This is a genomic window from Nonomuraea sp. NPDC049269 (genome assembly GCF_043197155.1).
In the GTDB taxonomy this organism is placed as follows: domain Bacteria; phylum Actinomycetota; class Actinomycetes; order Streptosporangiales; family Streptosporangiaceae; genus Nonomuraea.
Window position 1 is genome coordinate 290,651 of sequence record NZ_JBICSO010000002.1, and the last position, 13,845, is coordinate 304,495.

Below are 13,845 nucleotides of genomic sequence, written 5' to 3' on the forward strand. Positions count from 1 at the left end.
CACAACATGATGGCCGAGGTTGGACAGGCGCCGCGATGTAAAATATTCTAGACATGGAGTCAAATTTTGACTACATTGATGATGTCGGAGATCCTATGCATCGAAAGGGGTGGGCCATGACGCACGAGGAGAAACGCGCGTGGATCAGGCTGGTCGTCGCCGTGCTCGGGTACGCCGCCTATGTGGTCATCATCATGAGTCGCGCGAACGGACGCCCACTGCCTGAGGTGCCGTACGTCACCACCCTGCTCTGGACCATCGGCGCCGCCATCGTCGCGTCGATGGTGGCCGAGATCGGCATCGCGATCGTGAACCCGAGGGCGTCCCGCGCCACGGACGAGCGGGACAGGGAGATCGGCCGGCTCGGCGAATACACCGGCCAGTCGTTCGTCGTCATCGGCGCGGTCGCGGCGATGGTCATGGCGATGGCCGAGTGGGACTGGTTCTGGATCGCCAACGTGGTCTACCTCTGCTTCGTGCTGTCGGCGGTTCTCGGCGGGATCACGAAGGTCATCGTGTATCGCAGGAGCCTGCCGCAGTGGTGAAGTCGACGCTCGTCACGAACCGCATCCGCTCGCTGCGCTTCGCGCACGGCGAGATGACCCAGGCCGAGCTCGCCGAGCGCATCGGCGTGACCCGGCAGACCGTCATCGCCATCGAGCAGAGCCGCTATTCGCCGTCCCTGGAGATGGCCTTCCGGATCGCCCAGGTGTTCGGCGTCCCGCTCGACGACGTGTTCCAGTATCCCGGATCCCCGGGAGAGTGACCGTGCGACTACTTCCGCACCTTCGCCGGGCGCACGACCACATCGACCGCCACTACCAGGCGGCGCTGGATCTCGACCGGCTCGCCGCCGTCGCCGGGGTGTCCAAGTTCCACTTCGCCCGCAGCTTCGAGGCGGCGTACGGCGAGACGCCGATCCGCTACCTCACCCGCCGTCGCATCGAGCGCGCCCAGGACCTGCTGCGCGTCGCGAACCTCACGGTGACCGAGGTCTGCATGGCGGTGGGGTTCGCCAGCCTCGGATCGTTCTCGTCCCGCTTCACGCAACTCGTGGGAGAAAGCCCCACCGCCTACCGTGATCGGTGGGCCGCTCGCGGTGGCCCGCACGTCCCCGGGTGCTACCTGTTCATGCGCGGGGTGCTCGACCCGAGTGGTACGGCTGGGCCCAAGGCCGCAATCTGAAAGAAGCGGGCGCCGCTGGTCGCCGCATACCGTACTCACATGATTACCAACATCTCACTGGTCACCGTCTACTGCCTCGACCAGGACAAGGCCCGCGACTTCTATGTCGAGCACCTGGGCTTCGAGTCCCGCACCGACATCACCATGGGAGAGGGCTTCCGCTGGGTCACCATCAGCCACCCCGATCAGCCCGAGCTCGAGGTCACCCTGATGATCCCCGGACCGCCGCTCGACGCCGACGCCGCCGACTTCATCCGGCGGCAACTCGAAAAGGGCCAGATGGGCGGCCTCGGCCTGCAGGTCGATGACTGCCGCAAGACCTATCAGGAACTGAGCGCCAAGGGCGTGACCTTCCTCCAGGAGCCATCCGACCGCCCGTACGGCGTCGAGGCCGTGATGCGCGACAACACGGGCAACTGGCTGGTCCTCGTCGAGCCCAAGGAATTCACCCCCGAGGACTTCGCCTGATCGGTGGCCATATGCGCCGTACATTTTCTCGTCGTCGGACTCTGTATCCGCGGTTCACGCCTCCTGGCCTGTCCGAGCGCGCCAGGGGAGCCCATTGAGGTCGGCACGTCGTGGCCGCCGAGCCGACCGTAGCCGTAGGCGGTGGTCGCTCGTTCCAGGATGCGGGGAAGCGGGCACCGCCTCCCCGCGCATGGCTTCGGTCTGATCATGGATGTGTAGTCCCATCTGTCGAACGATGACCGGCCTGTCTCTCTTGTTCGGACGTTCTCCTGTGAGCAGCCGCTCGATCCTGTCGCGCGGCATGTCACCGCGAGATGCCGATTATAGATAAAAAATACCTTTTGAGATATATGGTGATCTCTGTCGGGTTTTATTGATCATTAGCCATGTGAATCTGGCGTACTGGAAACCGATTCGGCTTTTGTTTCTCGACGAGAAGTCGATATGGAACTTTCTGGTATGTACGGGCGTCATACACTCCGCAAACCGTGACCGAACGCTGGGCAGGAGTGCGATGCCATTCTCTGACGTATATGAGTGGCCCTCGGGAACGTTCATGGCTGGCCTCGCCCCCGCCATCGGCCGTCAGCTCATGGCGCTGAGGCCGGCGACGCTCCGCCAGGCGGGGCAGATCTTGATTCGGCAGGGCGACTCGACGGACAAGCGCATCTTCCTGCTTCGTTCGTTGAATGCCACGCACATCGCCCTGGTAAAGGTGACGGCCGACCTGGAGAACGGGGAACAGGCGTTGCTCGGCATCCGGGTCAGCGGTGACGTGGTCGGGGAGATGGCGCCGCTCCGTGAGCTGCCGCGCGCGGCGACGGTCACCCTCTGTTCCGACTGCCGAGTGCACGCCATTCCCGACGTCGAGTTCGCCGCCTTCCTGGAACGGCATCCAGCGGTCTGGCGTGCGGTTGCCTGTCTGATGGCGGACCGGCTCGACTGGGCGAACCGGCGCAGGGCCGACATGGCGGGATACGACGTGCTGATCCGGCTGGCTCATGTTCTCGCGGAGTTGGCCGATCGGCACGGTCACTCCTGCGAGAGAGGCATCGATCTCGGCGTACCCCTCACCCAGGTGGAGCTGGGCCGGCTCATCGGGGCGAGGGAGGACGCCGTCAACAAGGCCATGCGGAGGCTGCGTGACCAGCGCATCGCGCTGACCGAGTACCGGCGGGTAATCGTCCTGGATCTGCCCAGGTTGCGTGGTCTCTGCAATCAAAGCCGGTAAATCCGTACTAATCCGCCTTCCTTGGAGCTCGGCCGTGAGAGGCTGCCCTCTCCAATCGGTATTGATCTATTGGAAAGTTCATCAAATGCCGACAAGTCATGACATGGACACTCCATCGGCGGCACGCCGCAAGAGATGACAAAAGCGACAAAGTACCGCATGGGGCTGTTTGGTAAGAATTATTCGCAATATCTGGCCAATCCCACAATTCATGGAGGTCCCTATGAGTAGTCTGTCCGAGATCGCCGACGCGATGTGGACGGCCGTTTCGGACGGCAGCCTCGAGCGGGCCGGTGCTTTTGGCGCCGAGGCCGCGGTCAGAGGCATCGGCCGACTACGGACCAAACTGCGCGACCACCGCATACGCAAAGGGCAGAGCGAAAGGCCGGAGAGTCGGGAGGAGCTTTACCTGAGCCTTCTCGAACTACTCACGGCGGACGCTGAGGCCCGATCCCTGGTCGCCTTGATCACGGCCAATCAGTCCGTTGTCAACACCTTCCACGGATCCGTCAGGGTCGACAGAGGGACGATCGGCATCCACAACGGGACCGCAGGACGATGACGGCCCCTGCCGGCCCTGAAGCTCACCGCGCCCCCGGCCTCCTCGCCGGCGCCAGTACCGGTCACGACGATTCCGGCGCCAGACGACGCCGACTTCGCGTGGCGACCACTCAACCATTCTGTTCGAAGTCAGCGGAGCCCTCCATGCACGAAGCACATCGACGCCAGCTCCTTCTCTGCGCCGACATCGTCGGCTATAGCAAGGGCGTTCCCGCACGCCAGGCCGCCGACCAGGCTGTGTTCCGTGAGGTTCTGACCCAGGCTGCAGAGGCCGCGCAACTGAACCACACAGCATGGGAGGTCCAGCCATCGGGCGACGGGGTGCTGGCGGTTCTGCCCACCGCTCCCAGCGTCGATGAGGAGCCTCGCCTGGTCGATGACTTCATCCGGCACCTGAACCTGCTGCTGCGGCTGTCCAACGCAGGCAGGAATGCCGCCGACCGGATGCGCCTCCGCGTCGCCATCCACTTCGGCACGCTCAGCGACGGGGCGAACGGGTACGTCGGCAAGTCCCCTGTCGTGGTAGGACGCCTCGTCGACGCGGCACCGGTCAGGGCGGCGATCGTTGCGGCGCCCGGCGCTCTGCTCGCTCTGATCGTCTCCGACGACGTCTACCAGCACGTGGTGGCGACCGACCATACGACCTGGAAGCCCCAGGAGTTCCGTGAGGTCGACGTCACGGTCAAGACCTACCGGGGGACCGCCTGGCTACTCGTCCCTGGCACTGACGTCCATGCTCTCGACCTGCGCGAACCGGCCCCCGATGACGACCGTACGGCCACGAGGCAGAGCACGACAACGGTGATCAACGGCTCCGTCCGTATGGGTGACCACGGGGTGATCGGAATCGCCAACCGATGAGCGCGGCATCCGAACAGCCGGCACCGGAGACATCGGGTCCCACACCGGCGGACGCCGTCCGGGAGATGAGGTCCAGCCAGCACACGAGCACGACTATCAACGGCCCGGTCCAGATGGGCGCCGGCTCGGTGATCGGAATAGCCAGCGCGATATCCGGGCAGGTCGCGCACCGCCTGGAGGGACGCGTTCCGCCGCGGGTTATCACAGAGACCTGCCAGAGGTACGCGCGGCCGGCGGAGTACGCCGCGGCGCTGGAGGCGCTGCGCACCGACGCGGTCATCGTTCTGCACGGCCCCAGTGGCTACGGTCGGCGGGCCGGCGCGCTCAACCTGCTGTGTGACCTCCACGCCGACCGCCGCATGTTCATGCTGCTGCCCGACCTGAAGGATCTGGCCGGGCGCGACGACTACCTGAAGGGCACGGCCTACCTGGTTTTCGACTGGCCCGGCGAGGACGCGGAGCCGGACAACAGCGACGTCGGCCTTGGCGCTCTGGTCGAGAAGATTCAGGCGACAGAGGGCACCCACCTGGTCATCATCAGCGAGCAACCTGTGTCGTCGCTCGTACCGCAGTTCCGCTGGGAACGGCCCTCCGCTGAGAGCATCCTGGCCGCTTACAACGTGCGGGAGGCGGGGGTCGACCCGGCGATCCTGCATGAGCACAGCCTGGCCGACGTCGTCCAGTTCGCCCGCAACCTGGCGAGCGGGATGGACGCCAACAAGTCACTCGACGGCCTCGATCTTGCTCTGCGGCAGAAGGTCGAGCGGTGGTTCGAGGATGACCCGGGGCCACGAGACCTGCTCGAAGCTGCCGCCCTGGTGTTCCTGGACGGATTACCCGAGGGCGTATTCGAGCCGCTGCGAGATCGGCTGGCCGCCGCCGTCATTCCCCCGCTTCCGCCGGACACGGAGGAGCACGTTCGGCCGGAAGCGCTCGAACCGAACAGGAAACGACACGAACGGTCCCTCATTGCCACCCATAGGCGAGCCGCCGAAAGCGGCGATGCGATCCCCGGCCAGACGCAGCGCTGCGTCGAGTTCAAATCCCAGGGTTACCGCACGCACGTCGTTGCCGGGCTTTGCGATCGCTACCCCCGGCAGTTCTGGCAGCATCTGTTCGACTGGCTCAACGAGATCATCGACGAGCCCGACCCAGAAGTGCGCCTCCGAGTCACATACGGACTGGCGCTGCTGGCCGAGTACGACTTCGACAGCGTACGCACCCATGTCCTCCAGCCGTGGTCGGGCGGACTACGCGGCTGGCGCGCATGGACGGCCGCCAGGGACGTGTTGTCTTTCATGTGCCTGATCGACACGACCGCGCCGCTGGCCAGGCGCACTGCGATCAGGTGGTCGAGGAGCAGAGACGAACTGCGCAGGTGCGCCTCCGCCTTCGCTTTCTCCGGAAGCGTCGGCGTGCTCTACCCGAGCGACGCTCTACGTCATCTGTGGCTTCTGTCGGAGCAGCCGGAGACCGCTGGCAGCGCGGCCACCGCCATCATGCTCCTGTACGTCACGCTCAACGACGCCGGCACTGGCGACGAGCAGGTTGTGCTGAAGGATCTCATCGCTCAGCTGCACCGGTTCCTCAGGGTGAAGATGGAAGCTTTTGAGAGCACCGTCGACGTCGCCTTGGATGTGCTCCAGGTCCGGTCGGGCGAGCGGTACGTCGCGGCCGAGCACCTTGCCGCGCGCCGGGAGGATGTCCCGCTGTTCGCGGAACTGCTGGCGCTGCTGTTGGTGTACAGGCCCAGGCGCACCATCGCCTTCTCGCTGGTATTCGACCTCCTCAACGCGCTGGAGCAGGAGCCCGAGGCAGTGCTCCACGGCGTTGTCACCGCGCTCAAGACGGCGCTTTCCCCCCGTGAGCGGCACCTGTTCGGGAGCCAATTCATCCTGTACACCACCAGACGCGGGGCCGGGCGCGCCCCATTCGTGCCTCTCATCACCTCGATCTTTCAGCTGGAGTGCCTGTGAGCACGTCATATCCGGTCATCAAGCAAGACTCCCTCCCACCGCTCGACAAGCGCGGACTCTTCGGGCTGGGCGGGCGCACCCGGCCGGCGACCGACATCCCTGCGGCGCGTACCCACGAGGCCCTCGTCGTGACCGACGGGGTGACCTACACCAGCGGCAAGCATCGGCGCCTCAGCGGCAGCGACGAATATATGGTCAACGCCAGCAGCTACTGCCTGGTGGACATGACCCGCGACAAGCCGATCACCGTACAGCTGTCGTTGCAGTCGAGCGGTGTGGACCAGTTCACCTTGCGGGCCACATTCGCCTGCACGGTTACGGACGAGATCATCGTGGCCCAAGTCGGCCACCGGGACCTGAACGAGGCCGTGCTCGCCTACCTGAAGGGTTATCACCGCCTCTATCAGCTCGGCTTGGAGCACCCCATCGATGCCGTGCTCAAAGTGCAGGACGACGCGCAGATCGAGGTGGGCGTCTACGCTCAGGCGTCGCCGCCGAAGTTCCTCGGCATGCAGGTGCGGCTGTCCAGCATCGAGGTGCTCACGCCTGCCGCTGTCCTGGAGGAGCAGCGCAAGCTGGAGGAACGGCTCAAGGAGCACGAACGCCAGGAACGCGAGCTGGAGCTGGAACGCGCACTCAAGACCAAGCAACGCTCCTACGAACAGCACGACCAACTCGACTCCCACCGCTTCACCCGCGAAATAGCCCGCGAGCAGGGGGAAACCGAACGAGAGCGGCTGGACCGGCTGGCCTCTGAGCGCCGCATGGCACGCGACTACGAGCGTGAGGAGGGGGACTTCGCCAACGAGCAGCGTCAGCGCGATCTCGCCGCCGAGCTGCGCCGAGGGCGGATGTTCGGGGAGGAGGTCGCCCGCGATCCGTACGCCGCCATCTCGTTGGCACTGGCCCGCGGCGAGCTGAGTCCGTCCGAACTGATGCGCCGTGTCGACGAGGAAACCCGCAAGCTTCGGGAGGACGAACAGGCCGAGCATCTCGCCCAGCGAGAGCGTCTGCACCTCCAGCTCGATCGCGAATGGGAGGAGGAGCGGGAGGCGCGCCGCCAAAAGCGGCAACTCGAGACCGCCAGGCAGGAGCACGACGCCAAGCTGGAGGAACGCAACTCCGACCTCGCTCAGGAACGGATCCGCCTGGACATGGAGCGCGAGTCCCGCGCACAGCAGTGGGAGTTGACGCGAGAGGAGCGCGAAGGGGCGCACGACATGGAGAAGCTCCGCCTTGAGCACGCCGCACTGACTGCCCAGCAGCAGCTGGCGGCCGGCCGCGAGGAATTCGAGCGGGAGTGGGAACGCGAGCGGGTGAGACTCGATCACACCAGGGATATTCGCCGGCAGGACTTTGAGGACCACCGCGAAGAGCGCAAGTGGAAGGACGAGAAGGAGCAGCAGGCGTGGGAGCGTGAGCAGAGGGCGCGTGATCGTGAACTCAAGCTGCAGATCGCACAGAGCCTGATCAACCGCGGACAGGGCGACCACACAGACCTTACCGAAGTGATCTTCAGCGTCCTGCAGGACGTCACCAGCACTCCACACACGGCCGAGATCCTCGTCGAGGACGTTCAGGCCCTCGGAGCCGTGGACAACACCGCGACCGGCCGACCGGACGAAGCTGCCGAAGACACGCCTCAGGTGAAACAGGGCTCCTCCGCCCCTACGTCAGCTGAAATGAGCGAGGAGAACATCGGCTGATGACCAGTTACAAAACGCCCGAGATCAGCGCGCTGGAGGGCGGCGAGTGGCGGCCGCCCCGGCTGAGCCGCGGCTACGGCCCTGGCCGCGCGCTGCGTGCGCTGATCGGCGTCCAAGAGGACGTTGTGGCCTGGGTGCCGGAGGACCGGCCGAAGCTCACCCGTACCGGAGCGGTTGTGTTGTGCGCCCCGCTGATGGCGGCGGTATCCCTATGGATCGCGTTGAGCCAGTTCTTCCAGGTCTCCACAGCACCGGCCATCATGGGGGCGATGCTGTGGGGAGGACTGATCTGCGTCCTGGACAGCTGGCTTATCGCCACCTCGCACGGGGTTGTTGGACGCGGCCGCCTCCTCGTGCTGCTCCCCCGCCTGCTGGTCTCGTTGTTGATCGGCGTGCTGATCTCGGAGCCGATGACCATGAAGATCTTCGAGACGGCGATCGCCGAGCAGATCAAGACCACCCACCAAGCGGCCGAGGACCAGCTGCGTGCTGCCTATGGCAATTGCTATCCCACGCCCGTCGTGGGCGTGGACTGCAAGCCTTACAAGCTCACCATCTCCCCTCCTGACGACCGTCCGCTCACCCTCGTTACCGCGGAGCGCGACGAGCTGGAACGCTCGCTCAGTCCGCTGATCAACGAAGAGACAAGGCTGCGCAGCAAGTGGGCCGAAGAGTGTGCCGGCGGCAAGGTGCCGGGAACCAGTGGCATTGAGGGGAAAGGGGTGCGCTGCGGTATCCGCAGTGAGTCGCTCGCGAAGTTCCGCCGCGACAACGCCATGGACGACAAGCAGGGCAAGCTCGCCGACCTGCGGGACAAGGTCACCGCGCAGACCACGAGCTACAACAAGGCGCGCGACGAGTATGCCAAGCGGGTACCGCAGCTGATTCAAGACAGGATCGCGGCGGAGCGGAACAAACACGCCGCCGTACCCGGCCTGCTCGAACGGTTCCAGGCGCTCAATGCGCTGTCGTCCAAGAGCTGGACCGTCTGGTGGGCTCACCTGCTGGTCGCGGGTCTGCTTATCCTCATCGACTGCTTCCCCGTGCTCACCAAGCTGATCAGCAGGTCCAGCGCGTACGACCGTCGGCTCGCCGCCCAGTTGGAGAGCAAGGAGCGGCTGCATGACAACGACGTACGGCTGAACGAAAGGCTGCGCATGAGCCACTACGAGATGCTGCTGCACCAGGAGGAGGCGCGGATCGTGCAGACGAGGGAAGAGAGCGACGCCGGCGCCCGCCTGCGCACCGCCGAGCGGGAAGCAGAGTTGCAGGAACGCATGGACGAAGTGATCGCCCAGGTCAAGCGCACTCGCGCCCGCCGCGGCCCGGGGCGGTGAGCTCCGGCCGGTCGACGACAGCACATTTACATCAAACATCGATATAGTACGAGCGTGGACCACCCGCTGAACGTCGACGAGCTGACCACCGCGATCGAGGACTTCAACACGATCTTCATCCGGCTCCCGTCGGTCCGGAGGTTCAACTTCTCGACCCTGTCCGTGCTCCACACCCTGTCGCGGAAGGGGCCGCTGCGCCTGACCGATCTGACGGCCACGGAGCAGCTGAAGCAGCCGGCGCTCACGAGCCTGGTCGCGAAGCTTGAGCGAGACGGGCTGGTGTCACGCCGCCCGGACCCAAGCGACGGCCGTGCCGTGCTGCTCTCCCTTACCGAGGAGGGCAGGCGAATTGTCCGGTCTCGTCACGCGGACCGGGTGGCGAACCTGGCACGTCTCGTGGACCGGCTGAACGACCAAGAGCGCGAGGTGCTCGCCGGTTCGGCGCGCGTCCTGGCGCGTCTGACCGAGATCGCTGCGTCCGATGTCGCGGGCGAGTAGGTAAGGAGACAACCATGCCCCTTGAGCCGACGCCGCTCCACGTGTCCGACGAGGTGCTCGATGACCTGCGTCGCAGACTGACCATGACCAAATGGCCGCTGGACGCCGGCAACGACGACGGCTACTACGGGGTGCGCCGCTCGTACCTGCAGGAGCTCGTGGCGTACTGGGCGGACGGTTTCGACTGGCGCGCCGCCGAGCGCGCGATCAACGCCTACGAGCACTACCGCGTCGACGTCGGTGGAGTGCCGGTCCACTTCATGCGCAAGCCCGGCGTCGGGCCGAATCCGGTGCCGCTGATCCTCAGCCACGGCTGGCCGTGGACGTTCTGGCACTGGTCCAAGGTCATCGACCCGCTCGCCGACCCGGCCGCGTTCGGCGCCGATCCGGCGGACGCGTTCGACGTGATCGTGCCGTCGCTGCCCGGCTTCGGGTTCTCGACACCGCTGACGCATCACCCGGACATGAACTTCTGGAAGATCGCCGATGTCTGGCACGAGCTGATGACCGGTGTCCTCGGGTACGAGAAGTACGCGGCCGGCGGCTGCGACGTCGGCGCGCTGGTCACCGGGCAACTCGGGCACAAGTACGCCGACGAGCTCTACGCGATCCACATCGGGTCCGCCCTGAAACTCACGTTCTTCAACGGCGACCGCGCCTGGGACATCAGCGGCGGCAGACCCATCCCGGAGAACCTGCCGCCGGCCGACCACGAGCGGCTCATGGCCTTCGAAAAGCGCTTCGCCGTCCACCTGGCAGCGCACATGCTCGACTCGGCCACGCTCGGTTACGGACTGGCCGACTCCCCGGCCGGCATGCTCGCCTGGATGCTGGAACGTTGGACGAACTGGTCCGACAACCACGGGGACGTGGAAACCGTGTTCACCAGGGACGATCTCCTCACCCACGCGACGATCTACTGGGCGGGCGACGCCATCGACACCTCGATCCGCACGTACGCCAACAACAACCGCTACCCGTGGACGCCGTCGCATGACCGCCGGCCGGTGATCGAGGCGCCCACGGGCATCACCTTCGTCGGCTACGAGAATCCGCCCGGCGTGACGACCGGCGAAGAGCGGGTGAAGAGCTTCCTCGACAGCGACCGCGCCGCTTGGTACAACCACGTCAACATCACCACTCACGACCACGGCGGGCATTTCATCCCGTGGGAGATCCCGGACGAGTGGGTCGAAGACCTACGGCGCACGTTCCGCGGACGACGTTAGACCGGCTCCCTCGAAGAGCGCGGAACCATTTCGCGGCAAGGATCACGCGAGGTTGCGGCAAAGGCCGCGACGCCTCGTTCTCAGGTCTGCCAGGGTCGACGCGGCCTTGCTGATCTGGGGAGACATCATGAACCTTGTCGGGGATGACGAGCAGTTCGACCGCCTGCTCATCGCTGCCCGCTCATATTGGGAACATCGCCCTCTTCGGGATGACAGCGGGCCGGTGGTCGTGGCAGAGGCGTTGCACGAGGACATCAGGGTCATCGTGCGCAACCTGCTGGTGGCGAACGCGATCTGTGACCTGAGGTCGGCCCGGCTGGTCGTGCTCACCGGCACGGACCGGGACTGGAACGAGGTGCTTTGGGAGGAGTTCGACATCGAGCGGGTTCGGCGGCTGGCCGAGGCGTTCGGTGCCGACAAGGTATTCGACGTGCATGACCTGGTGAATCGCCACCTCGCCGACCGAGATGACAGCCCGACAGAGGCGAGTGACTCCGAGACGATCGACGCCGTGGAGAAGGCGACGCTGATCCGGCTGGGCCGGGTACCGCGGCTGCCGGACACCGAGGAGCCTTGGCATCGATCGCGGCGTAGCCGTACCCGGGCCTTTGCCGCCGTCTACGACCGGTTGTTCGCCGAGCTGTCGCCGGACGCGCTGGTCACCAGCCATGTCGACTACGACCAGTGGGGGCTGGCGGTCGATACGGCCATCCGCCGGGAGATCCCGGTCGTGCACGTACAGAGCACCGGGACCCTGAAGGCGTACGCGCTCTTCCCGGAGCGGCGCAGAGGGCTCGGCACTTTCCGGGAGGAGCTGACCGGCCAGATCGCCGAGTATTTCGAGGAGTTCGTCTGGCCGCACCGGGACCTCATCAAGCCGAGCGCGGAGCTCCTGGCGTGGCGGGCGAAGGTCAACCTCGGCAGGCCGAGCTGGTGGCGAGCCGGAAACGTGAGCGATTTCGAAGTGCGTACCGAAACGGAGCGGCGCCAGATCCGCCAGCACGCGTGCGAACGTTTCGGGATCAACCCGGACCTGCCCGTGTTCACCGTCTTCCACCATGCCGTCTCCGACGCTCTCGGCACCAACCGGGAGCTGTTCGATGATCTGGCGCAATGGTTCGAGGAGACCGCGGACTTCGCCGCCGCCAACGACAGTGTGAACTGGCTCTTCCTGGATCATCCGAGCCAGTTCCGGTATGACACGACCGGCCATTTCGCCGTGGTCGCGGAACGCCATTCAGCGCGCGCGCACATGGCCTTCATGCCCAGCCTGGCACTGTCGAAGAACGTGCTGTGGAGCATGACCGAGGTCGGGGTGACGGTCCGCGGGAGCGTCTCCAGCGAGCTGCCCGCTTTCGGTATCCCGGTCATCCAGGCCGGTTGGTCCGAGTGGAGCGGATGCGGGCTGTCACACGTCGCCCAGACGCGGGACGACTATTGGCGGCTGCTCGGCGAGGCCGTCGCCAAGCACGCGAAGGGCGAGTCCATCCTGGGGCCCGAGCAGCGGGAGCGGGCCCGACTGTGGCTCTGGCTCTACCGCAGCGGGGCCGACGTGCCCTCGCCGCTGGTGCCGCACTGGGAGGTAGGGGCGGGCAACGAGTACCTGAGTACGCTCGTCGCCGGCCTGCGGCACGTGGAGCGCGACGGCGACCCGCTCTACTGCACGCTACGCAGGATGTGGGAGCGGCGCGACCCGCTGCTGAGCCGGTTCGACTTCCAGGATCCCAGTGGGTTCGCCGCGGCCCTGGCCGCTTCGAGGAGCGCGTCATGAGTACATCGCTGATCGCCGGCACCGCCACCGACTTCGACAGGCTCGTCGTGCCCTGCGAGGTGCCGATCGAGATCGCCGGCGGCCAGACGGCGGCGCTGCAGGTGGCCGACCAGGTGCATCGTGGCGTCCAGATCGTGGGCCGGTTCGAGCGCTCGGGACTGGCCGGCTTCAAGGTGGCCGCCGCGGGCCGCCGGCTGCGGGTCACGGTCACGCTGGCCGTGGACGCCGGTTCGGTGCGCGGCTGGCACGAGGGAGAGCCGGACCCGGCGGAGGCAGGTAAGGGCCTGCCACGGCTCATCCAGGTTCGCTCCCAGGGGCGGTTGCGCCAATGCGTGCTGCTGAAGGCGGGCAGCCGCATCAAGAGGAGTGTGGTCGTCTTCGACCTGCTGCCCGAGGAGATGCCGGACGATGGTCTGATCTGCATCGAGGCGCTGGACATCATGGGGGGCCGCGGCGTTTCCGGCGCGCTCCGCGATGCCGTGACGGGATCCGTCATGGAAGACGGCGTAGCCGGGCTGCGCATCGACAGCGTGGCCTTCGCCGTGAGTCCGGCGGAGAACCAGGCCACGGCCGCCGCCCGCCAGACGTGGAACGGCGCGGGCAGCGAGGACTCCTCCCTGATCAGCTGCGGTGGCCTGACCGGCCGCCGTGACCGTGAGAGCCGCTCTCTCCGCTCCGGCCTGCTCATCGTCAACCCCACTCCTCCGGGCGTCTTCGGCTCGGGGGGCGCTCTGACCATTCGCCTCGGCAGCAGGGCGGAGGCCACATCGGGCAGGCGAGTTCGCGCGCTGATCCGGAAGGCCCGGCCCGGGGCCAACGGCTGGACCTTCAGAGCGGGCGCGCCGGCCGTACAGCAGGTCCTGAGCGTTCAGGACGGCGACCTGGCGCCGCCGATCCAGTCGACGAGCGGCAACATCACCGAGCTCGAGCTCCCGGCGCCCATGGACGCGCCGGTCCTCGTCGTCGTAACGGCCAAGCAAGGCGTCGTGCCCACCCTGCTGTCCACGACCTGGACTCCTTGA

The 13,845-nt window shown here is 66.2% G+C and carries 14 protein-coding genes; all 14 read left to right on the top strand.

Annotation, left to right across the window (positions count from 1 at the left end):
- The first annotated feature begins 116 nt into the window (after window positions 1-116).
- Window positions 117-545, top strand: a complete 429-nt coding sequence (locus ACGFNP_RS10880; protein WP_358341052.1) for a hypothetical protein — start codon at window positions 117-119, stop codon at window positions 543-545.
- The gene (locus ACGFNP_RS10885; RefSeq protein WP_393317146.1) at window positions 539-766 is read left to right on the top strand and encodes a helix-turn-helix transcriptional regulator; all 228 of its coding nucleotides are present in this window, start codon (window positions 539-541) and stop codon (window positions 764-766) included. The genes ACGFNP_RS10880 and ACGFNP_RS10885 overlap by 7 nt, the downstream gene beginning before the upstream one ends.
- 2 nt (window positions 767-768) lie before the next feature.
- Window positions 769-1,185, top strand: coding sequence for a helix-turn-helix transcriptional regulator (locus ACGFNP_RS10890; protein WP_358341054.1), 417 nt, complete (start codon window positions 769-771; stop codon window positions 1,183-1,185).
- Between the two features lie 39 nt (window positions 1,186-1,224).
- Complete coding sequence (locus ACGFNP_RS10895) at window positions 1,225-1,653, top strand: VOC family protein (protein ID WP_393317150.1); 429 nt, start codon at window positions 1,225-1,227, stop codon at window positions 1,651-1,653.
- A gap of 556 nt (window positions 1,654-2,209) precedes the next feature.
- On the top strand, window positions 2,210-2,884 hold the full coding sequence (locus ACGFNP_RS10900) for a Crp/Fnr family transcriptional regulator (RefSeq protein ID WP_358341057.1): 675 nt from the start codon (window positions 2,210-2,212) through the stop codon (window positions 2,882-2,884).
- A 223-nt stretch (window positions 2,885-3,107) separates the two neighbouring features.
- The gene (locus tag ACGFNP_RS10905) at window positions 3,108-3,446 is read left to right on the top strand and encodes a hypothetical protein (protein ID WP_358341059.1); all 339 of its coding nucleotides are present in this window, start codon (window positions 3,108-3,110) and stop codon (window positions 3,444-3,446) included.
- A gap of 143 nt (window positions 3,447-3,589) precedes the next feature.
- Window positions 3,590-4,306, top strand: coding sequence for a hypothetical protein (locus ACGFNP_RS10910; RefSeq protein ID WP_358341061.1), 717 nt, complete (start codon window positions 3,590-3,592; stop codon window positions 4,304-4,306).
- Between the two features lie 359 nt (window positions 4,307-4,665).
- Complete coding sequence (locus ACGFNP_RS10915; RefSeq protein ID WP_358341063.1) at window positions 4,666-6,282, top strand: hypothetical protein; 1,617 nt, start codon at window positions 4,666-4,668, stop codon at window positions 6,280-6,282.
- A complete protein-coding gene (locus ACGFNP_RS10920; protein WP_358341065.1) occupies window positions 6,279-7,988 on the top strand; it encodes a hypothetical protein in 1,710 nt (569 codons plus the stop codon). Before ACGFNP_RS10915 ends, ACGFNP_RS10920 begins: the two co-directional genes overlap by 4 nt.
- Window positions 7,988-9,325, top strand: a complete 1,338-nt coding sequence (locus ACGFNP_RS10925; RefSeq protein ID WP_358341067.1) for a DUF4407 domain-containing protein — start codon at window positions 7,988-7,990, stop codon at window positions 9,323-9,325. Before ACGFNP_RS10920 ends, ACGFNP_RS10925 begins: the two co-directional genes overlap by 1 nt.
- Window positions 9,326-9,379: 54 nt before the next feature.
- Window positions 9,380-9,823 (top strand): MarR family transcriptional regulator, encoded by a 444-nt coding sequence (locus tag ACGFNP_RS10930; RefSeq protein ID WP_358341069.1) that lies wholly within the window; start codon window positions 9,380-9,382, stop codon window positions 9,821-9,823.
- Between the two features lie 14 nt (window positions 9,824-9,837).
- On the top strand, window positions 9,838-11,052 hold the full coding sequence (locus tag ACGFNP_RS10935) for an epoxide hydrolase (RefSeq protein WP_358341071.1): 1,215 nt from the start codon (window positions 9,838-9,840) through the stop codon (window positions 11,050-11,052).
- A gap of 127 nt (window positions 11,053-11,179) precedes the next feature.
- The gene (locus tag ACGFNP_RS10940) at window positions 11,180-12,823 is read left to right on the top strand and encodes a hypothetical protein (RefSeq protein WP_393317158.1); all 1,644 of its coding nucleotides are present in this window, start codon (window positions 11,180-11,182) and stop codon (window positions 12,821-12,823) included.
- Window positions 12,820-13,845, top strand: a complete 1,026-nt coding sequence (locus ACGFNP_RS10945; RefSeq protein ID WP_393317161.1) for a hypothetical protein — start codon at window positions 12,820-12,822, stop codon at window positions 13,843-13,845. The genes ACGFNP_RS10940 and ACGFNP_RS10945 overlap by 4 nt, the downstream gene beginning before the upstream one ends.

Excerpts from the sequence above, each read along its gene's own strand:
- ACGFNP_RS10915 (WP_358341063.1), top strand. The coding sequence starts at position 4,666 with ATGTTCATGCTGCTGCCCGACCTGAAGGATCTGGCCGGGCGCGACGAC.
- ACGFNP_RS10895 (WP_393317150.1), top strand. The coding sequence starts at position 1,225 with ATGATTACCAACATCTCACTGGTCACCGTCTACTGCCTCGACCAGGAC.
- ACGFNP_RS10925 (WP_358341067.1), top strand. The coding sequence starts at position 7,988 with ATGACCAGTTACAAAACGCCCGAGATCAGCGCGCTGGAGGGCGGCGAG.
- ACGFNP_RS10880 (WP_358341052.1), top strand. The coding sequence starts at position 117 with ATGACGCACGAGGAGAAACGCGCGTGGATCAGGCTGGTCGTCGCCGTG.
- ACGFNP_RS10905 (WP_358341059.1), top strand. The coding sequence starts at position 3,108 with ATGAGTAGTCTGTCCGAGATCGCCGACGCGATGTGGACGGCCGTTTCG.
- ACGFNP_RS10910 (WP_358341061.1), top strand. The coding sequence starts at position 3,590 with ATGCACGAAGCACATCGACGCCAGCTCCTTCTCTGCGCCGACATCGTC.
- ACGFNP_RS10940 (WP_393317158.1), top strand. The coding sequence starts at position 11,180 with ATGAACCTTGTCGGGGATGACGAGCAGTTCGACCGCCTGCTCATCGCT.
- ACGFNP_RS10945 (WP_393317161.1), top strand. The coding sequence starts at position 12,820 with ATGAGTACATCGCTGATCGCCGGCACCGCCACCGACTTCGACAGGCTC.
- ACGFNP_RS10900 (WP_358341057.1), top strand. The coding sequence starts at position 2,210 with ATGGCTGGCCTCGCCCCCGCCATCGGCCGTCAGCTCATGGCGCTGAGG.
- ACGFNP_RS10935 (WP_358341071.1), top strand. The coding sequence starts at position 9,838 with ATGCCCCTTGAGCCGACGCCGCTCCACGTGTCCGACGAGGTGCTCGAT.